A 19,265-nucleotide genomic window follows, 5' to 3' on the forward strand; every position below is an offset into this window, starting at 1 on the left:
ATGAAAGCTGTAGCAAGACAATTTTTGATACTGGCGGTATTCTTCGCGGTGTGGTATATGTCCGCGATCGCGCTTTCTTACGCTTTTTTTCCGCAGACGGTGATCCCGAAGCCGGTAGATACTCAGGAGGCGGATCGTACGATATACCAGGTGCCGTCGAGATACATTACGATGTGCATGCCCAATTTCGCGAAGTCGGCGGATAAGAAGATATTCATAGTGGGCTCTTCCAATGCGCGGGAGGGATTCCGGCCGGAGGAGCTCGAGGAATATGCGCCCGGCCGGGAGATATTCAATCTCGGCATGGGCTCATCGAACATCACGCAGGCGCGCGATACGGCGGATCTGGTGTGCGCAGTATTCCCGGAGTCGTCCATAAAGGGATCCGTCTTCGTCCTCGGGATATGGTACGGCTTATTCGTGACGGACGATATGCGCTGGGGCCGAAAACCGCCGGATCTGGTAACGGAGGAAACGCGCTACGGTCTCTACAGGACGTCCGGGGATGAAGTCAGCCTTTCGGTCAGGCCGGAGCTCTTACCTTATATAGTGACGATACTGCGGCCGTATCTATTGCTGCATGCGCCCATGTACAAGTTCTATTCGTTCGTCGAGGATCTTAAGACTTTTGCGCATAATGTGCTCAGGGAGAGGAAGATCGACCTGTCGGTGTTTAGGCCCGGCTATCCGGTGGTCGATCAGGCATATAAAGATGCTGCGCTCAGGCGTTGGAGCGATTACATGGGGCCGCGTATAGGCCGCCTGCAGAACGAGCAATTCGAAAAGCTGCTTGAGCTGTGCCGGCTGCTTGATAGGCGCGGTGCGCGACTTGTCATAGTCGATATGCCGCTTCCCGCGTGGCACAGGAACGCTTCGCCGTTTTACGGGGATTACCGCGCGAAGGTCGGGTATTACATGGAAAAGGCGCGGCGGTCCGGCAATGTCCGCTATATCGACATGTCGGGCATTGCGCCTGATGAAGATTTTTACGATTCCGCCCATCCCAAGAGGGGAAGAACGAAAGGGTGGAGCGCAAAACTGAAAGAGGCAATATTATGAAGATATTCGTATCGACATCGTCATTCGGGAAAATTGACAGGTCTGCCGTCAATATGCTGAAGAAGAAGGGATGTGTTGTTAGCTTCAATCCGCATGGCAGGACGATGAGCGAGGCGGAAATCGGCGCCGCCATAAAGGATGCTGACGGCCTTATAGCGGGAACCGAGCCGCTCACGAGGAGAGTGATGGAAGGCGCCCGCAGCCTGAAGGTCATATCGCGCTGCGGCACGGGGATGAGCAATATCGACATGTCCGCGGCGGGAAGCGCGAACATTAAGGTATTCAACACTCCCGATGCCGCAACATCGGCGGTGGCGGAGCTGACGGTCGGACTTATGCTCGGCATTCTGAGAAAAACGGTTGCTATGGACGCGTCGATCAGGAAAGGCAAGTGGGACAAGTCCATGGGCAGTCTCCTGTGCGGCAAGAGAGTCGGGATCATCGGTTTCGGCAGGATAGGCAGGAGCGTCGCGGCGCTGCTGAAGCCTTTCGGATGCGAAATAGCGTTCGCGGATCCGCGTGTCAATTCCGCGCCCTCCGGTATCCGCCGGATGGGAGCAGGCGCGCTGCTCCGATGGGCCGATATAGTGACGATCCACGTCTCGTCGAAAGATGAGCTGATAGGAGCCAAGGAGCTGCGCATGATGAAGAAGGGGTCGTGGCTTGTCAATGTCTCGAGGGGCGGTGTTGTAAATGAAGATGCCCTCTACGGCGCGTTGAAGGATGCCCATCTTGCGGGCGCGGCGCTGGATGTGTTCGAAGAAGAACCATATAACGGCAGGCTTACTGAGCTAGACAATATAATACTGACTCCGCATATAGGTTCGTACGCAAGGGAGTCGCGGATACTTATGGAGAGAGAAGCCGTGCAAAACTTATTAAAAGGACTGAAAGCGAGGTAACGATGAAGGTCGTTGTATTCGGAGGTTCGGGGTTCATAGGGAGCCACGTGGCGGATGCGCTTAGTCACGCCGGCCATGATGTGACTGTCTACGATATGGTCAGATCACCTTATCTTGCGCACAGGCAAAAGATGGTGATCGGCGACATCATGGACGATCTCCTCGTAGAGAAGACGCTGAAAGGCTGCGATGTTGTCTATAACTTCGCCGGCATAGCTGATCTCGATGAGGCGAGCAGAAAGCCGCTCGAGAGCGTTAAGTCTAACATAGTAGGAAATTCCATAATACTGGAGGGGTGCCGTAAATTTAAGGTAACGAGGTTCGTTTTTGCAAGCTCCCTGTATGTATATTCGAAGGCGGGCGCTTTTTACAGGAGCACGAAGCAGGCATGCGAGCTGCTGATAGAGAATTACGAAGAGGTCTTCGGCCTGAAATACACGATATTAAGGTACGGCTCGCTCTATGGCCCCCGCGCCAACGGCGGCAATTTCATACACAAGATACTTAAGCAGGCGTTCGACGATAAAAGGATTGTCAGGCAGGGCGACGGCGAAGAGATACGCGAATACATACACGCGCTCGACGCGGCGCGTCTCAGCGTCGACATCCTGTCCGACGAATTCGAGAACCAGTATGTCATAATAACCGGAAGCCAGCAGATGAAGGTGAAGGACCTGCTTACGATGATACGCGAGATGCTGAGCAACAAGATCAAGGTGGAATATGTGGAGCCGCGGTTGAGCCACCATTACGAGATAACGCCTTATTCGTTCGCGCCGAAACTTGCGAAGAAGCTCGTGCCGAGGACATACCTCGACTTAAGTCAGGGCATACTCGACTGCATGCACAGCATCTACAAGGACAAGAACCCGCTGCCGTCGTACGACGGTCTCGTAGTGAGCGCTAAGACAAGGAACAACAGAAGATAGCATGACGCGATATATCAGGTTGTCCTATCCGATCACGAAGGATATGCCGCTTTATCCCGGCCTGGAGCCCGTTGTGCTTGAGCCGAAGAGGAGCATTGCCGGCGGCGATACGTCGAACTCGTTCCGCTTTACGATGTCGAACCATGCGGGGACCCACGTAGACGCGCCGAGACACTTCGCCGGGAAAGGACGCGCGATATCCGAATACGGCATGGATGAGCTTATCTTCTCGAAACCGCTGGTATTGGATTGCCCAAAACAGCCAGGCCAGAGGATCGATGCGCGCGACATAGAAAAAGCGCTCCCGGGCGATTGCGATATTCTGTTAATACGTACGCATTTTTCGAGATGGAGGGTCGCAGGTAAGACGCGATACGCCGAAGAGAACCCGTTCCTTGATCCGTCCGCCGCAAAGCTGATAAGGGAGGGATTTGCCGCCATAAAGGCGATAGGCATAGATACCATTTCAATCGCCTCCGCGACAGACAGGGAGCGCGGCAGGGAATCTCACAGGATATTATTGAAGGACGACAGTTTTGGGACAGGACCTGTCCTTATAGTGGAAGACATGATGATCCCCGAGGGGCTATCGCGACTCAAGTCGGTGATAGTGTTGCCGGTCATGGTCGAGGGGCTCGACAGCGCTCCGTGCGCCGTATTGGGGGTAATCGATGATTAAGGCGGTATTTTTCGATTTTGACGGTGTGATAGTGGAATCGGTCGATATCAAGACGGCGGCTTTTGCAAAAGTTTTCAAAGGCGAAGGCGATGAGGTCGTTCAGAAGGTGATCGATTATCATGTCCGCAATACGGGCGTTTCGAGATATGACAAGTTCAAATACATATATAAAGAGATATTGAGTAGGCCGCTCACGGACGCTAAGTTCGGCGAGCTCTGCGATAATTTCGCGGCTATCGTCCTGGACGAGGTAATCAAAGCTCCTTACGTAAAGGGCGCGCTGGAGTTCCTTAAAGATAGCGTCAAACAATATAAATATTTCATTGTATCGGCTACGCCGCAGGATGAGATAGAAGGGATCGTCAAGGCCCGCGGTATCAGCGGCTTCTTTGAGAAAGCGTACGGCGCGCCTACGAAGAAGGCGGACGCGGTGCGTGAAGCGCTGGATTCGTATAAGATAAAACCGCGCGAGGCTGCATACATCGGCGATGCCATGAGCGACTATGCGGCTGCAAAAGAGAACTCGGTAAATTTCATAGCGCGACTGAGCGGCGGCGAGAACGTCTTCGAAGGAATCAGCTGCATTAAGATAAAAGACCTGTCGGTCCTCGATGGGATAGTGAAGGGATTATGATCACGATAGCTTTTGCGGGTAAACTCAAAAAAATGGAAAACGGACTGAGCCGGGGCGCGCGCTGGTGTTATCTTGGAAAAGATATTGCCCTGAGAGCTAAGGTCTCGGCCGTTCTGGGAGAAGAAAAGAGACTTTATCTTAAAGACAGGCTTCATAAGGTGTCGCTGGATATGAGGCAGCCCTATCTCGACTTTGTCGGAGATCTCGGAAAAGACCGGCCCGACAGGCTAAACTGGTGGGCGGGAAGGTTCGCGTCGAAGAGCCATTTTCAGACGGACTTTTTTCTTCTCGTCTGCTATAAGGTGTTGGCGGCGAGCCTGATCGAAGCGAACGGGGATGGCGAGGAGCTTGTCATATTTGTAGAGGACCCGTGGTTGTTTACAGATCTTAAGGATGAAAATTCCGGCAAATCTGTTATCTTCCTGGGGACCCCTGACCTTTTCTTTAAGAAAGCGGCTTTATTACTGAGGGGGATCGCATACAGGAAATTTTTGGTTTTATGGTTTGTCGTCGCGTGGGCAATGGCGCGTTACTACCATGGCGCTAAAAAGCCTAAGGCCCTGGATTGCGGCGGTCCCGCAGTGTGTATTCTGAACCCGTCGGAGACAAGGACGTTCAAGGGCGGCAGATATGTAGACAATTTTAAACCGGGGCTTTCCGAGCTCTATGAAAAGAAGGGGATAGCGTATTTTTACCTGTATCTCTTTAATTTTCCGCTGTCTACGGCAAAATATCTGCGCAGTAATAAAGATATCCTGTGGCCGCTTATATTCGACGTAAAATTTTCGGATGTTATCAAGGCGGCATTTACGAGATGGAGGATCGGAACGCCGGAAGGCGCCAAGGTCTTTGCCATAAAAGGATGCGGCGCAGCAAAGCTTTTGGAAAGGGAAGAGTGGGTCGAATTCTCAAGCATGGGATTCAATGTCAGGCTCGTCCTTTTTAAAACACTGAGCGCTTTTTTTAAAAAAGGATGGTGCCGGTCGGCCATATATGTATTCGAGAACCAGCCGTGGGAGAAGATGCTCTGCATGGCATCCGCCGCCAATAATATAAAGGCTTTCGGCTATCAGCACAGCTCGATCTGGAAACAGTATCTATCCCAGTTTATCGGCGAAGGCGAAAGCGATATCGCGCCGCTTCCTTACAGGATAATAACATCGAGCGGTTATTTCGCCGGCCTCTACAAGGAAGGCGGGATACCCGACGGGAAACTTGCTGTAGGCGGCGCATGGAGATACGCGCATTGTTCGGACCAAGCGGCCCGGAAGGTGCCGTCCGCCGGGTCTGTGGCCGCAAAACCAGTGGTCATGGTAGCCTTGCCCATAGACCGCTTCATAGCGAAATCCATGCTCGAGAGCGTTCTTAGGGAAGTGAAAACAAAGGGGTTGGGCGCCGCGGCGGATTTTTGGATAAAACCGCATCCCGGATTTTTGAAACAGGACAACGACATGGTTAAGGCGATCGTGTCGGGATACCCGATAGTCTCGAAACCGTTCAATGAATTGCTGGATGAGGTCGATATAGTCATATCCTCGGCTTCGACGTCCGGGCTTGAGGCGTTCCTGTACGGCAGGAAGGCCGTGGCCTATGTCGCGGAGAATCTTCTCGCTTCGGACCCCCTGCTTGACATAAAGGACCCGAATGTTCTTATATGGTATGAAGGCGAAGATCTCGACGCAGGTTTTTTTAGACCCAAGAGCTTAAATAGTGAAGGAATGAAGAACAAATATTTCGACAATATAAACCAGGACGTATGGCTGGAATGCGCTAACGCCTAAGGAGAGGTATCGTATGGACAACTTTATCCCTTTTGCTCTTCCCGACATAGATGAAAACGATATAGCCGAGGTCGTAGACACCTTAAGGTCCAATTGGATCACTACCGGCCCTAAGGCCAGGGCATTTGAGGAAGCTTTTTCTAAATATACCGGCGCCCGTTACGCGCTCGCGGTAAATTCGGCTACAGCCGCTCTGCACCTCGCATTGGAGAGCGTAGGCCTAAGGCAGGGAGATAAGGTTATAACGACGCCTTACACATTCGCGGCGACAGCCGAAGTGATCAGGTATTTTAATGCCGATCCGGTATTTATAGATGTCCGGAAGGAAGACTGCAATATCGACCCCGCGGGAATAGAAAAATTCTGCTCGGAAGAATGCGCTGTTAAAAAAGGCGTCCTCTGCCATAATAAGACGGGGAGCGCCGTAAAGGCTATCATACCCGTCCACATAGGCGGCGTACCGTGCGACATGGATGCCATATCCCGGATAGCGAAAAAATATGGCCTGAAGGTTATCGAGGACGCCGCTCACGCCCTACCCGTCTCTTATAAAGGTAAAAGGGTCGGGACGATATCGGATATAACAGCCTTCAGTTTCTACGCCACGAAGACGATAACGACTGCCGAGGGGGGCATGGCCGTTACCGGCGACAAGGCCCTTTACGAACGGATGAAGGTCATGCGCCTTCACGGTATAGACCGCGACGCGTGGAACAGGTATTCCGGAAACGGCGCCGGATGGTATTACGAGATAATAGGAGCCGGTTATAAATACAATATGACCGATATCGCCGCAAGCCTCGGTATAGGCCAGCTCAAGAAAGCCGACTCCTTTTATGAGAAGAGAAAACATATCGCGCAGATATATAATAAAGGATTGAAAGGCATCAAAGGGCTGGAGTTGCCGCCTCACGCGATGGACGGTAGCTCATGGCATTTGTATATCGTTAAGATCGATTCCGATAAGGTATCGCGCGACGATTTTATAAAAAAACTCCAGGAGAAGGGCATCGGGACAAGCGTCCATTTTATACCTCTTCATATACAGCCTTATTACAGAGACCTTTATAAACTTGCCTCGGACGATTTCCCGGTCGCGTACGATTCTTATAAGAAATCGGTGAGCCTGCCTATTTATACCAGGTTGACGGATAACCAGGTCGCTTCGATCGTATCGGCAATAAAGGAGATATTCGCATGAGCCTTTCGATAGTACTTACCTGCTATAATGAAACGCCGATAATATTCGAATCGTACGAGAAGATAGTCGATATGATGAATATCACGAAGATCGACCATGAACTTATCATAGTGAATGACGGCAGCGCGCCCGAGGCGACGGGAAAGATGAAAGAGTATTTCAGGGAGAAGCCTCATACGATATTCATATCGTCGGAAACTAACGAGGGAAGAGGCGCGGCTGTTACCAGGGGCATGAAGGCGGCCTCAAAGGATTACGTCGGTTTCATAGATACGGATCTCGAGATACCGGAGTATTCGCTGCTTACCCTGTATCACGCCATAGTCTCGCAGAAAGCTGATGTAGTCCTTGGCAGGCGCAGTTATGTCATGAGGTGGGGGCTGAACGCGTTCCTCCGCTACGTGTGCAGCCGGATGTACTTCTGGTGCGAGAGCCTGTTCCTGCATCTCGGCTTTCTCGATACGGCGACCGGGATAAAGATATTCGACAGGAGGAAGGTTCTGCCGGTACTGGATCTTGTCCGGGACAAGAGATGGTTCTGGGATACGGAGATCGTCGCGGAATGCCTGTACAATAATATGAAGATAGTCCAGGCCCCGGTATTTGTCATAAGAAAAGAGAAGCCGAGTTCCGTAAGGCTGGTAAGAGATACCCGTAGGTACCTGTCTTCGCTTTACGAATACAGGAAGAGGCACCTGAAAGCGTCGGATGAGAGATGAAGAGCATAAACCACTGGCACCCGTCCATATATTCCTTTTTTATAAGGTTGAGCTATAGGCGGAATTACCGCAAGCGGTATGAACCCATAGTGGATCTTATAGCCGACGGAAGTTCCGTCACGGATGTATGCTGCGGGGACTGCAGGATATACGGATATCTGAAGGATAAAAATGTAAAATATATAGGGCTCGATTTCAATCCGCAGTTCATAGCATCGGCGAGGAAGAAGGGCATAGACGCAAGGATATTTAACGTGTATGACGGCGATATCCCGGTATCCGACTATGTCATGATGCAGGGTAGCCTCTATCAGTTTTACCCGAGGCACGTCGACATACTCCGGAAGATGTACGCCGCCGCGTCAAAGTACCTGATAATCAGCGAGCCGGTAAAGAACAACGCGGACTCGGGTTCCCCGATAATTGCCTCGTTAGCCAGGGCGCTCAACAATCCCGGCGACGGCACGAAGGCGCATCGTTTCAAGGTCGATACTCTTAAGGTCGCGCTTGAACCGTTTCGCAATTTAATAGTGAAGGAATTCCCGGCGGCCGGCGGCATAGATTACGTAGCCGTGATAAAAAAGAATTAAATGAAAACAGTAACCGATAAAGATAGAATGGGGTGGAAGGATATATTATCTTACGTAGTGCTGGCAGCTGCATGCGTATACTGTCTTTCTATCGGCCTCCCAACGATAAATAACAATATAAACGAATCCAATCTTATCAGGTATTTCAATAACGACGAAGGCTGCCACATGGACCTCATGTGGTTTTATTACAGCGGGCAAAAACTTCCTACTCTTCGATGGGATTACGATTACGGACTTGAGCTATTATATCTATCCGACCTAAGCCGGCTTATTTTATCCCGGTTCATACATTTCGAACCGGCTACATTTGTCCTGATATTCAGATGGATCCACCTCATATCCTGGATACTCGCGCTGATTGCCTTGTGGTATTTCGTCGGCCGCCATTTCGGCAAGGGGTGGCAACAGGCTCTTGCGGTCCTGCTTTTGGCGGCCAGGCCGGCTTTTGCCTACGTGCTGACGAACATGAAACCGGAGCCGCTAGTGCTCTTATTCATGATCTTAGGTCTCCATTACACATTGCTCATCGTCGAAAGGCCCGTGTTGAAAAATATCGCGCTGGCATGTCTCTTCGCCGCCCTGGCGTTCCTGACGAAATTCTCGGGGATATTTCTTCTGCCCGGCATAGTATCGGCCATATACATATCAGAGGTCCGTCGTCAGAATGATCCGGCCTCTGCCGTCGGCTGCAAGGCAATGCCTGTCTTCAAAGCCGCCTGGGCGTTCCCGTCGTTAGTGGGCATAGCATTATTAGGCGCGTTGTTGTCGGCGATCCTGTTTTATGTGCGCAAATCGACGGGATCGACCTGGTGCGCCGAATTCGGTTTCTGGGGCAGTATTACCAACAACAAATACCTGCTGGCATTATTCGCCTGCGGCGCATCCCTTGTAATATTATCGGTATTGATAAAGGCGCTGGAGGCGTATGGTCCGGCAGCCGTAAAAAGATTTACGCGATTCATCAACACGGCCAATTCTTACGCGCTGATAGTCTCTTCCATATTTTTCATAATGATCCTGATCCTCGGATTCAGGTGGGTCATAACGCCGCAGTATTTTATCAATACGTATTCGCAGATATTTTGCTCCGCGTCGAACGCATCGGTGGGCCTGGTCGAGGCTGAGGGGATCGTGCGGACGTTTGTCCGGAACCTGACAGACCAGTTCAGGGCCCTCGATCCCATGATCTGCGTATTATTCTTATCGTATGTCATCATCGAGATATCCGCCGCGAGAAGGAATGCGAAAGCGGCTTCTCTTGTCTTCTTCAAAAGGATGGCGCTTTTGTCTTTCCTGGCGATACCGTTATTGTATTCCTTTTCGATGCTGCGCATGGCGCAGCACCACATGCTCCCGTTCTTCGTCGTGATGTCCGTCCTGGGCATACAGGGCCTCGACATGATGATCTCTTCCGGTTTTAGCGGTCGGAGGACGCTTAAAAAGACCGTCGTCCTGTTTGCGGCCATGCTCTTTCTTGCGGATATAGGCGTAAACGCTTTCGAATCGCTGAAGATGCGCATATACGAGTTTCACCAGAAGGACGACGTCGTATTCGATATAGCTCGGTGGTGGAGGGCGAATTATCCGCCGGATACGCTCATAGTATCCGACCACCCGTCGTTTGCGTATTTGCCCATGGAATATAATAACGTAAAATATTTTAAAAGCTATCAGAAGGATAAGGTGGAACGGCTGCGAGAGCTCGTATACAAGTGCCACCCCAGGCTCGTCTACTATAACGAATGGTTGTCGGGGCCGGATAAGATGCCGTTCCCCGCCGAGATATTTCCCGGCAAGGCAGTGCGTTTTGTGAAGATATTCGAGAATGCCGGCAGGCCGTACCAGAAGTGGCCCGGAAGCCGGTTTGTCGTTTATGAGGTATCGGATTAACCATGTATAGACGGATACGAAAACTATTATTTAATTACATCCCCGCGATGCTGAAGGCGTCGGCCCTGCGAAAAGCGCCGTTCTTATATAAGGCCTTTGAGATAAAGCCGAGCTCCGCGAACATCATGCTTACGAACAGGTGCAACCTCAGGTGCATGATGTGCAAGCAGTGGAAGGGGCCGTTTGAGAGGGAACTGTCGGCCGAAGACTGGAAACGGGTGATATCGGACCTTAAAAAGAACGGTATCCGAAGCCTCCATTTTACCGGAGGGGAGCCGTTATTGCGCAATGATCTCCGGGAGCTTATCGCATACGGTACTGAGAACGGTTTTGCCGTGGGCATGACGACTAACGGCATGCTATTGGACGCCGGTTCTCTTAAGGGGCTTGTCGATTCAGGCCTAAGGTCCGTCGCCGTTTCTATCGACGCCCTGGACTCGGAGTATGAAAAGGTGCGCGGTATGGCCGGTTCGTTCGCGAAAGTAAAGAAAGCCGTTTCCGCGATAGGGAACGCGGTCAGGACAAGAGGCATGGACGCCTACATCAATTTTACCCTGATGAAAGGCAACATGAAAGAGTTACAGCGCGTCAAGGAGTTCGCGGACGGGTATAATATCCCCGTCCACGTCTGCCTTCTCGACAGGAGCTCCTCTATCTTCGATATCGAGGAGAATAAAAATGATTTCTGGATAAAGACCGACGATGATTTTAAGGAGCTGAAAGAGCTTACCGCCTTCCTGAAGGACGAGATGACGTCAAATCCGCGCAGCCTCATACTCAATTTTCCCGGAGTGGAATATATCGAAAGATATTTCAAGGATCCGCGGCAGGCCTCCGTACCTTGCGTTGTTTCCCAGGATAGGATATATATAGATCCTTACGGCAATCTTTTGAGCGGCTGCCTTTCAATGGGGACGTTCGGTAATGTCGCGGCGAGATCTTTTGGCGAGCTTCAGAAGGATGGAGAGTACGTTTGCGCGAAAAAGAAGATGTTTTACAAAATCTGCCCCGGGTGCTCCTGCGGTTATATGTACAATATACGCAGCTTTCCCGGGCTTTTAATAGCCGACGTTTTTGCCAGGGCGGGATACCGTTCCTCCTCCGCCAAAACCCGCAAGTAAATCCACCCAGTTATAAGCGCCGGCAACCTTCATCCTGAACCTGAAGATCGTGTCTGTGGGGTATATCCTGATCCGCCTTATCTCAAAATTGTCGCCTCCGCCGTTTGCCATTCCCATGATGTTGCTGTAAGCCCTCTTGTAACCCGCCCTTTTAAGAGCGTCTTCCGTCGTTCCATTAAAAGATCCTGCGTTGCCGAAAGGGTAGGAGAACGAGAGCGGGTTGCAGCCGGTTGCCTCGGCTATCCTTTTCCCGGAAGAGAGCGCCTCATTGTAGGCCTCGCCTTCATCGAGCCCGGACATTACCCGGTGAGTCGCCGAGTGGCTTCCCAATTCTATTCCCGCGGCGGACATCTCCTTCACCTGTCCCCAGGTGAGCGCTTTAGGCGCCTTCCGCCCGCTGAAAAACCGGTCGAAAGAGACCTTCCCGTCGATGTGTCCCGTCGTCAGAAATAATATAGACCTTATGCCGTATTTTTTAAGGATGGGAAAGGCGTTCAGGTATACATTCTCATAGCCGTCGTCAAAAGAAACGACGAACCTATCACGGTATTTGGACAGGTCCGCCATCTGCTTTTCGAAAAGTTCGGGGTCCACGCTGATCTTATTGGGATCGTAACTTGCGTCTATGCGTTCTACGGAATGGTATACGAGGACGGCGCATTTGCGCCTGCTAAACGGCAGCGTTATTATATACAGTAGAAGGCTTAAGGCGTCTTTTATAAGGGTGATCATCTTTTTCTTGCTTTGATGATGTGGTCTATGCCTATGAATGGGCTGGATACGAAATTCATTCTCTTCGTGATCGCGAGAGAGGTCTTCGGGAAGAGCTTGTTCAGGAACGAAAGCCTGAATATATGGAAACGCGATTTCTCGATCTCGAAACCGTTTTTCCTGAGCGAGCCGTATATTTCCCGTCGGGAAATATATCGGGTGTCGTACCCGTATGTTATGGCATTTTCCAGGAAACCCGCCTTAAATATCCGGCGAACAGACCTTAATATGCCGCGCGTGACGCCGTCCAGCTTGTTCAACAGGCTGGTGCCGTTAGGTACGGTGAATATGGCGATGGCCCCGTGTTTAGATACCCTGGCGGCCTCCTTGATCGCTCTATTGATATCGGGAAGATATTCCAATACGCCTACGCATATGACTCCGTCAAAGAAACCATCCTGGAATTTCAAGTCTTCGGCCGTTCCCACGAAAAAGGATGCGTTTTCGAACCCCTTCGTTTTTGCTATGCCTATCATATTTTCGGAGGGATCTACCCCGTAGATCTCATAGCCCGCTTTAGAGAGAATATCGGTATACACGGCGGGGCCGCACCCCACATCAAGGACCTTTCCGCCCTTAAGGCGGAACATATCCATTACTATCCTTTTACGCTCATCGAATATGAAGGATCTCAGGTCAGAGACCTTGTCATAGGCCCTGTTATAGTTTGCCGCTTCAGTCTCGAAATACCCTTTTTTTTCCGCTTGTGCCATAATCAGATCCTTTGTGGCTGCGTAAAATTATAGGGTATTTTATCAACCGGCATGACAATAGTCAATGATAACCTTACGGCGCCCGGTATTAACATATTGAGTCTATATATATATTATGATATAATAACCACTCAAAATAGCCAAATATAAGGGTATGTATAAAGAAAAGTTAGCAATAATAGTTCCTACCAAAGACAGGCAAGACGAGCTTTTACGTCTTTTGGCCAGCGTCTTAAGGCAGGAATATAAGCCTTTCCAGATAGTGATAGTCGATGGAGGGAACTCCCCGGTAGAGAACGCTCTGAAGAGTTACTCCGGCCTCAATATCGACTATGTGCGTAAGGTCCCGCCGTCCCTGACAGCCCAGAGGAACGCGGGTATAGCCGCGCTCGACGGCGGCGTTACGCTGACGGCGTTCCTTGATGACGATATAGTGCTCGAAGACGGATCCTTGGAAAAGATGATGAGGTTCTGGGAAGAGGCCGATCCCGGCGTAGGGGGGGCGTCGTTCAATCTCGTCAATGAGATATACGAAAAACCGTCTCTTATCGAAAAATTTTTTATGGTGAAAGCGGATGAACCGAACGCCATTCTGCGTTCGGGATTCCAGGGCAAGGTAGCGTGCGTAGACCGCACGATACCGGCCCAATGGATGGTGGGCTGTGCCATGGTATTCAGGAAGAATATATTCGGAGAGTTCTCTTTTGATGAGCGTTTTTCGGGCTATGCCCGCTACGAGGACGTCGACTTCAGTTATAGCGTAAGTAAGAGATATAAGATGTATGTAGTCGCCGACGCGAAGGTCAGGCACCTCAACAGGCTGGAGGACGTCAATTTCAGTTTTCCGCTGGGCAGGATGGAGGTCCTGAACAGGCTGTATTTTGTAAGAAAACATAAAGACCTTTCTGTCCCGCTTTGTTATTGGGCGCTCTTCGGTATATTGCTGAATAATATAGCGAAAGGATTATTGAAGCCGGACCGGCGGTATTTTAACAGGGCAAGAGGTAATGTTGCCGGCTTTGTTGTTTCCGTTTTAGACCATGATGTTTTGAATAAGGGCTAAGGCATGCTTAAAGGCGAAGACATCATATGCATCTCCAGTATAGACTGGGACTTTATCTGGCAGGGCCACCAGGAGATAATGACTCGCTTCGCCAGGGGCGGGAACAGGGTATTCTTCATCGAGAATACGGGCGTGCGCGTCCCCACGTTAAAAGACATCCCGAGGATAAAGAGCAGGCTGAAGAATTGGCGTAAAGGGATAGGCGGTATCAGGAAGATCGAGGACAATCTCTATGTGTACTCGCCGCTGGTATTGCCTTTTCCTTATTCGCGCGTCGCGAGGCTGCTCAATAAAATGATAATTTTAGCCGCGATAACCAAATGGCTTAAGGCCATGAGGGTGAAGGCGCCGATAATCTGGACGTTCCTGCCTACGGGGCTGGCGCTGGACATAATGAAAGAGGTGGACCACAAGCTGTTGGTCTATTATTGCATAGATTCGTTCGTATCGAGCTCCTCCGCCGCGAGGAAGATAAGCCATACGGAGCATCTCGTTATAGAAAAGGCCGACCTCGTATTTGTTACATCGATGGAACTCAGGCGGCATTGTTCGCAATATAACGGTAATGTCCATAATTTCCCTTTCGGCGTGAACCTCGAGAATTTCGAAGCCGTGAGGAACGACCCGGGCACGAAAACGCCGGCCGATATGCCTCCCGCAAAAGGGCGCGTCATAGGATATATCGGCGGCATACACAAGTGGATAGATTTCGACCTGCTCGCTTTCCTGGCGGAGAAGAATCCCGGAGACGCTTTTGTATTGGTGGGGCCGGCGCAGGCGGACCTCTCGAAGATCAAAGATATAAAGAACATATTCATTCTGGGCCAGAAGCCCGCCGCCGAGGTGCCTCTCTATATAAAATATTTCGACGCATGTCTTATTCCGTACCTGATCACGGATTATACTAAAAATGTGTATCCGACGAAACTAAACGAATACCTGAGCATGGGTAAACCGGTCGTATCTACGCCGCTTCCGGAGGTCGTGGAATTCAACAAAGCCCACAAGGGTGTGATTTTAGTCGGGCGGGATAACGGCGATTTCGATATGAAGCTCCGCGAAGTCCTGAGCGGCGGGGGCGGGGCGCTTTCGAAAGTCCGGATAACGGAGGCGGAAAAGAATTCGTGGGCGTCTAAGGTCGAAGAGATGTCGTCTGTCATCTATAATGCGGAAGCCGTGAAGAGCGAAAGAACGCAGAAGGACTGGAGCAGTAATTTAAGGCGTATATACAAATCCACGAAGCGGGGCCTGATCAAGGCGGCCGTTGCCGCTCTCCTGATATATCTGGCGCTATTCAAGACAGGCGCCGGATGGTATCTTGGCGAACCTCTCGCGATATCCGACGCGCCTCAAAAGGCAGACTGTATATTAGTTCTCGGCGGAGGCGTGGGCGAATCGGGCAAGGCCGGCCAGGGATATGAAGAGAGGGTTTCGAAAGCCGTGGAACTTTATAAGAAAGGCTATTCCAAAAACATCATATATTCCACAGGCTACACCTATATACTCAAGGAGGCGGATGTCATGTCCGCGCTTTCGGAAGCTATGGGTATCGATAAACGCGATATAGTTATCGAAGACAAGTCCGTTAACACGCATGACAACATAGTGAACAGCGGAAAGATCATGGAGGGGAGGGGCTGGAAGAGCGCCCTAATCGTCAGCTCCAAATACCATATGAGGCGCGTAAAGCTTGTATGCGATAAGTCTATCCCGGGAGACAGGGTCCTGTTCATTCCCACGGCAAGCAGCTATTACTCCGGCGACAACATAACGTTCAGGCATATAGAAGGTTTCCTGCACGAATACCTGGGGATTTTATTTTACAAGATGAAAGGATATATTTAGGATATGCTTTTAGTCCTTGTCCTTGCGTTCGCGGTAAGACTCAGCGCTATATTGGCCCTGGGCCGGCACATCAGCCCGGAATTATGGGAGTACGATACCATAGCGCTCAATATACTTAAAGGCGAAGGCTATATATATCACGGCGTTTTCAACACCGATTACCGTTCTTTCGGCTATCCCGCGTATCCGTATATATCGGCGTTCTTCCATTATATGACGAACAGGAATTATTTCATCCTGGAGATGTTCCAGGTGGTACTGTCGGTCGGGATGTGCTGCCTTATTTACAGGATAGCGAAAAAGATCTTCGATGAGAGGACGGCGATAGTCTCTTCGCTCCTGGTCGCCCTGCATCCGGGTTTGATAGTATACACCACGAAGATACATGAACTGGTGCTTGTCGCGTTCCTGATATCGTTGACATTCTGGCTTATAATATCTATGGACCTCTCCAGGACGTCTAATAACGTCCTGATAGGCCTTCTCATAGGATTCGGAACGCTCACCAGGCCTACGCTGGTATTCTTTTTGCCGGTGTATATCCTGTATGTCTTCGCTTCGGCGCCGGCATTTAAAGGCCGCCTGAAGCAATGCCTGGTCGTAGCTGCGTGCGTTTTCATCGCGATACTTCCATGGACGATACGGAACTACGTCGTGCATAAAAAAATAATATTCATAACCACTATCTCGGCCGAGCAGTTTTGGCGCGGGAATAATCCTCTGGCGTCCGGGTCTGCCCTGACGCCCGGCGGCGACGCCATCATAAACGCAGCGCCGAAGGAATTCCTGGATAAACTTTACGGCATGGACGAGATTGGACAATACGGCTATTTTTACGGCGAGGCCTTCAAATTCATAAAGTCCAACCCGGCCCTTTTTATAAAATTGACGCTTAAGAAATTTTTATATTTCTGGACATTCTCGCCGCAGACAGGGATGAGGTATCCGGCCGCCTGGAAGGCCGTTTACGGGATATTTTACGCGGCGGTCCTGTTATTTTTCGCGGTCGGTTCATGGTTGGCCGTTAAAAAAGGAGGGGCGCTGGTCCCGTACGTCTTATCTATTTTTGCGCTGCTGTTATTCATATCGGCTGCGAACAGCCTCTATTATGTGGAGATGAGGCACAGGTGGGCTTTAGAACTCCTGATGCTGATATTCTCCGCTTACGGAGCCGTGTCCACGGTAGGGTTTTTGAGAAGGAACGCCCGATGGTAAAAGTATTGAGGGTAATAACGAGGTTGAATATCGGAGGGCCGGCGATCCACACTCTGTTATTGTCGAGCTCCCTGAACAACGGCGGCGGTTACAAAGATATCCTAGTTTGCGGGAGGGTGAGCGAATCGGAAGGGGACATGTCGTATCTTGCCAGGGAAAAGAACGTCGAGCCGGTCGTCATAGATGAGTTGGGCAGGGAGATATCGTTTGTGAAAGATACCAGGGCGTTCTTCAAACTGTGCGGAATAATGAAAAGAGAGCGGCCGGCTATCGTGCATACGCATACGGCCAAGGCGGGGACTCTTGGAAGGCTCGCGGCTATCCTGACAGGCGTCCCTGTGCGGATACATACCTTCCATGGGCATGTATTCGACGGATATTTCAGCCCCCACAAGGCAAAGGCTTTTGTATTAATAGAGAAATTCCTGGCGCGTTTTACGAGCAGGGTAATAATGGTGAGCGAAGGGGTAAGGAATGAGATCGTAAAAGAGTTAAAAGTAGCCTCGCCGTCCAAGAGCGTTGTGATACCTCTAGGCCTTGAGCTTGAGCAGTTCCTGGACAGCGAAAAGAGAAAAGGCGCGCTCAGGTTGATGCTTGGCATAGGAGGCGACGTCATGCTCATCGGCATCGTCGGCAGGCTCGTCCCGATAAAGAACCATAAGATGTTCCTGGACGCCGCGAAAAAAATATCGGATAGAAAGCTGTCCGCGAAGGTGAAATTCCTGGTCATAGGCGACGGGGAGCTGAAAGAGGACCTGGCGGTATACGCAAAGAAATTGGGCATAGAAAAGGACGTCATATTCACAGGATGGGTGCAGGACCTGCCCATGGTATACGCGGACCTTGACATAGTGGCTCTTACGTCATTGAACGAAGGCACGCCGGTATCGCTTATAGAGGCTATGGCGTCGGCGAGGGCTGTTATAGCTACCTCGGTCGGCGGTGTAGGCGACTTGATCGCCGACGGATCGAACGGCGTCCTGACCACGGCGCAGGACACGGATGGATTTTCCGGGAAACTTCTCGGCCTTATCGAGGACAGGAGCGGGCGCCTGGCCATGGGCGGCCGCGCCAGAGAATTCGTCAGGGACAGGTATTCGAAGCAGAGACTTGTCGGAGATATAAAGAAACTTTATGAAGAATGCTTGTATGAAAAAAAACAAGCGGGAGGAATAAAGAGATGAGAAATCTTATTACCGGCGGCGCGGGGTTTATCGGTTCGCATCTGGCGGAAGAGCTTTTAAATAAGGGCGAGGAGGTTACGGTTATCGACAACCTGTCGACCGGGGATATTAATAATATAGAGCACCTGAGATCGCATGCGAAATTTTCCTGCCATATCGATACCATAATGAACGAGAAGCTCATGAGGAGGCTGGTGAAGAATTGCGACTGTATTTATCATCTGGCCGCCGCGGTAGGAGTAAAATATATTATAGACAATCCGCTCGTCTCGATAGAGACTAACGTCAAGGGGACGGAGATGGTGCTTGGGCTTGCCAATGAACTGGGCAAGAAGAAGGTCGTCATCGCCTCCACGTCCGAAATATACGGGAAGGACAGGCCCGGCAAGCGCGAGTTTTCCGAGAGCGACGACAGGGTGCTTGGCCCTACCAGCATATCGAGATGGAGTTACTCCTGCACGAAGGCGATAGACGAATTCCTCGCGCTTGCGTATTGGAGAGAGAAGAAACTGCCGGTCGTTATAGTCAGGTTCTTCAACACCTGCGGGCCCAGACAGACGGGAAGATACGGCATGGTCATCCCGAGATTCGTGAAGCAGGCTCTTATGGGACAGCCGATAACCGTCTATGGCAGCGGCAGGCAGACGAGGAGCTTCACGTATGTCAAGGACGCGGTGAGGGCCATAATAGCTTTGGCTAAGCATCCCGGGGCTGTGGGGGAGCCGTTTAATATAGGCAACCCGAACGCCGTCACGATAAAGAAGCTGGCCGAAATGGTGAAGTCGCTCACCAAGTCAAAGTCCAGGATCGTATATGTGCCGTATGAAAAGGCTTACGAAAAAGGTTTTGAAGATATGATGCACAGAGTGCCTAATATCGGTAAGATAAAGAAACTTATAGGCTTTTATCCGGAATACGATCTGGATGAGATACTTGAGAGTATAATAAGTTATTTCAGGGAATAAG

General features: G+C 50.8%; 18 protein-coding genes. 16 read left to right on the forward strand and 2 right to left on the reverse strand.

Annotated elements, in window-relative coordinates:
* The 11 genes from WC592_01470 to WC592_01520 are packed head-to-tail and all read left to right on the forward strand — an operon-like array spanning nt 1 to nt 11,508.
* Nucleotides 1-1,059 carry a hypothetical protein gene (locus WC592_01470; protein ID MFA4981125.1) on the forward strand — a complete coding sequence of 353 codons (1,059 nt, stop codon included), beginning with the start codon at nt 1-3 and terminating at the stop codon, nt 1,057-1,059.
* On the forward strand, nt 1,056-1,961 hold the full coding sequence (locus tag WC592_01475) for a phosphoglycerate dehydrogenase (protein MFA4981126.1): 906 nt from the start codon (nt 1,056-1,058) through the stop codon (nt 1,959-1,961). The genes WC592_01470 and WC592_01475 overlap by 4 nt, the downstream gene beginning before the upstream one ends.
* A gap of 2 nt (nt 1,962-1,963) precedes the next feature.
* Nucleotides 1,964-2,890, forward strand: coding sequence for an NAD(P)-dependent oxidoreductase (locus tag WC592_01480; GenBank protein MFA4981127.1), 927 nt, complete (start codon nt 1,964-1,966; stop codon nt 2,888-2,890).
* A gap of 1 nt (nt 2,891) precedes the next feature.
* Complete coding sequence (locus tag WC592_01485; GenBank protein ID MFA4981128.1) at nt 2,892-3,569, forward strand: cyclase family protein; 678 nt, start codon at nt 2,892-2,894, stop codon at nt 3,567-3,569.
* A complete protein-coding gene (locus tag WC592_01490) occupies nt 3,562-4,203 on the forward strand; it encodes an HAD hydrolase-like protein (GenBank protein MFA4981129.1) in 642 nt (213 codons plus the stop codon). Before WC592_01485 ends, WC592_01490 begins: the two co-directional genes overlap by 8 nt.
* Nucleotides 4,200-5,984 (forward strand): hypothetical protein, encoded by a 1,785-nt coding sequence (locus tag WC592_01495; GenBank protein ID MFA4981130.1) that lies wholly within the window; start codon nt 4,200-4,202, stop codon nt 5,982-5,984. Before WC592_01490 ends, WC592_01495 begins: the two co-directional genes overlap by 4 nt.
* A 13-nt stretch (nt 5,985-5,997) precedes the next feature.
* A complete protein-coding gene (locus WC592_01500; GenBank protein ID MFA4981131.1) occupies nt 5,998-7,185 on the forward strand; it encodes a DegT/DnrJ/EryC1/StrS aminotransferase family protein in 1,188 nt (395 codons plus the stop codon).
* Nucleotides 7,182-7,904 (forward strand): glycosyltransferase family 2 protein, encoded by a 723-nt coding sequence (locus WC592_01505; protein ID MFA4981132.1) that lies wholly within the window; start codon nt 7,182-7,184, stop codon nt 7,902-7,904. The genes WC592_01500 and WC592_01505 overlap by 4 nt, the downstream gene beginning before the upstream one ends.
* The gene (locus tag WC592_01510; GenBank protein ID MFA4981133.1) at nt 7,901-8,494 is read left to right on the forward strand and encodes a methionine biosynthesis protein MetW; all 594 of its coding nucleotides are present in this window, start codon (nt 7,901-7,903) and stop codon (nt 8,492-8,494) included. The genes WC592_01505 and WC592_01510 overlap by 4 nt, the downstream gene beginning before the upstream one ends.
* Entirely contained in the window at nt 8,495-10,387 is a 1,893-nt protein-coding gene (locus WC592_01515) for a glycosyltransferase family 39 protein (GenBank protein ID MFA4981134.1), read from the forward strand.
* A 2-nt stretch (nt 10,388-10,389) separates the two neighbouring features.
* The gene (locus WC592_01520) at nt 10,390-11,508 is read left to right on the forward strand and encodes a radical SAM protein (GenBank protein MFA4981135.1); all 1,119 of its coding nucleotides are present in this window, start codon (nt 10,390-10,392) and stop codon (nt 11,506-11,508) included.
* On the opposite strand, the gene WC592_01525 is transcribed toward WC592_01520, so the two are convergent.
* Both WC592_01525 and WC592_01530 read right to left on the reverse strand, forming a co-directional pair.
* Nucleotides 11,446-12,240: a polysaccharide deacetylase family protein gene (locus tag WC592_01525; GenBank protein MFA4981136.1), complete on the reverse strand. Its 795-nt coding sequence runs from the start codon at nt 12,238-12,240 to the stop codon at nt 11,446-11,448. The genes WC592_01520 and WC592_01525 overlap by 63 nt on opposite strands.
* Nucleotides 12,237-12,992: a methyltransferase domain-containing protein gene (locus tag WC592_01530; protein MFA4981137.1), complete on the reverse strand. Its 756-nt coding sequence runs from the start codon at nt 12,990-12,992 to the stop codon at nt 12,237-12,239. Before WC592_01530 ends, WC592_01525 begins: the two co-directional genes overlap by 4 nt.
* A gap of 154 nt (nt 12,993-13,146) precedes the next feature.
* On the opposite strand from WC592_01530, the gene WC592_01535 reads away from it, so the two are divergent.
* From WC592_01535 to WC592_01555, 5 genes are read left to right on the forward strand one after another with little or no spacing between them, the layout of a single operon-like run.
* Nucleotides 13,147-14,055: a glycosyltransferase gene (locus WC592_01535; protein ID MFA4981138.1), complete on the forward strand. Its 909-nt coding sequence runs from the start codon at nt 13,147-13,149 to the stop codon at nt 14,053-14,055.
* Nucleotides 14,056-14,058: 3 nt separating this feature from the next.
* On the forward strand, nt 14,059-15,900 hold the full coding sequence (locus WC592_01540) for an ElyC/SanA/YdcF family protein (protein ID MFA4981139.1): 1,842 nt from the start codon (nt 14,059-14,061) through the stop codon (nt 15,898-15,900).
* Nucleotides 15,901-15,903: 3 nt separating this feature from the next.
* Nucleotides 15,904-17,115: a glycosyltransferase family 39 protein gene (locus WC592_01545; protein ID MFA4981140.1), complete on the forward strand. Its 1,212-nt coding sequence runs from the start codon at nt 15,904-15,906 to the stop codon at nt 17,113-17,115.
* Nucleotides 17,109-18,299, forward strand: coding sequence for a glycosyltransferase family 4 protein (locus tag WC592_01550; protein ID MFA4981141.1), 1,191 nt, complete (start codon nt 17,109-17,111; stop codon nt 18,297-18,299). The genes WC592_01545 and WC592_01550 overlap by 7 nt, the downstream gene beginning before the upstream one ends.
* Complete coding sequence (locus WC592_01555; GenBank protein ID MFA4981142.1) at nt 18,296-19,264, forward strand: GDP-mannose 4,6-dehydratase; 969 nt, start codon at nt 18,296-18,298, stop codon at nt 19,262-19,264. Before WC592_01550 ends, WC592_01555 begins: the two co-directional genes overlap by 4 nt.
* The last annotated feature ends 1 nt before the right edge of the window (nt 19,265 follow it).

The organism is Candidatus Omnitrophota bacterium (assembly GCA_041648975.1).
Classification (GTDB): Bacteria; Omnitrophota; Gorgyraeia; order 2-01-FULL-45-10; family 2-01-FULL-45-10; genus JAQUSE01.

What these genes read in the sequence shown, in the direction of transcription:
- WC592_01470 (MFA4981125.1), top strand. Translation starts at nt 1, where the DNA reads ATGAAAGCTGTAGCAAGACAATTTTTGATACTGGCGGTATTCTTCGCG.
- WC592_01475 (MFA4981126.1), top strand. Translation starts at nt 1,056, where the DNA reads ATGAAGATATTCGTATCGACATCGTCATTCGGGAAAATTGACAGGTCT.
- WC592_01480 (MFA4981127.1), top strand. Translation starts at nt 1,964, where the DNA reads ATGAAGGTCGTTGTATTCGGAGGTTCGGGGTTCATAGGGAGCCACGTG.
- WC592_01485 (MFA4981128.1), top strand. Translation starts at nt 2,892, where the DNA reads ATGACGCGATATATCAGGTTGTCCTATCCGATCACGAAGGATATGCCG.
- WC592_01490 (MFA4981129.1), top strand. Translation starts at nt 3,562, where the DNA reads ATGATTAAGGCGGTATTTTTCGATTTTGACGGTGTGATAGTGGAATCG.
- WC592_01495 (MFA4981130.1), top strand. Translation starts at nt 4,200, where the DNA reads ATGATCACGATAGCTTTTGCGGGTAAACTCAAAAAAATGGAAAACGGA.
- WC592_01500 (MFA4981131.1), top strand. Translation starts at nt 5,998, where the DNA reads ATGGACAACTTTATCCCTTTTGCTCTTCCCGACATAGATGAAAACGAT.
- WC592_01505 (MFA4981132.1), top strand. Translation starts at nt 7,182, where the DNA reads ATGAGCCTTTCGATAGTACTTACCTGCTATAATGAAACGCCGATAATA.
- WC592_01510 (MFA4981133.1), top strand. Translation starts at nt 7,901, where the DNA reads ATGAAGAGCATAAACCACTGGCACCCGTCCATATATTCCTTTTTTATA.
- WC592_01515 (MFA4981134.1), top strand. Translation starts at nt 8,495, where the DNA reads ATGAAAACAGTAACCGATAAAGATAGAATGGGGTGGAAGGATATATTA.
- WC592_01520 (MFA4981135.1), top strand. Translation starts at nt 10,390, where the DNA reads ATGTATAGACGGATACGAAAACTATTATTTAATTACATCCCCGCGATG.
- WC592_01525 (MFA4981136.1), bottom strand. Translation starts at nt 12,240, where the DNA reads ATGATCACCCTTATAAAAGACGCCTTAAGCCTTCTACTGTATATAATA.
- WC592_01530 (MFA4981137.1), bottom strand. Translation starts at nt 12,992, where the DNA reads ATGGCACAAGCGGAAAAAAAAGGGTATTTCGAGACTGAAGCGGCAAAC.
- WC592_01535 (MFA4981138.1), top strand. Translation starts at nt 13,147, where the DNA reads ATGTATAAAGAAAAGTTAGCAATAATAGTTCCTACCAAAGACAGGCAA.
- WC592_01540 (MFA4981139.1), top strand. Translation starts at nt 14,059, where the DNA reads ATGCTTAAAGGCGAAGACATCATATGCATCTCCAGTATAGACTGGGAC.
- WC592_01545 (MFA4981140.1), top strand. Translation starts at nt 15,904, where the DNA reads ATGCTTTTAGTCCTTGTCCTTGCGTTCGCGGTAAGACTCAGCGCTATA.
- WC592_01550 (MFA4981141.1), top strand. Translation starts at nt 17,109, where the DNA reads ATGGTAAAAGTATTGAGGGTAATAACGAGGTTGAATATCGGAGGGCCG.
- WC592_01555 (MFA4981142.1), top strand. Translation starts at nt 18,296, where the DNA reads ATGAGAAATCTTATTACCGGCGGCGCGGGGTTTATCGGTTCGCATCTG.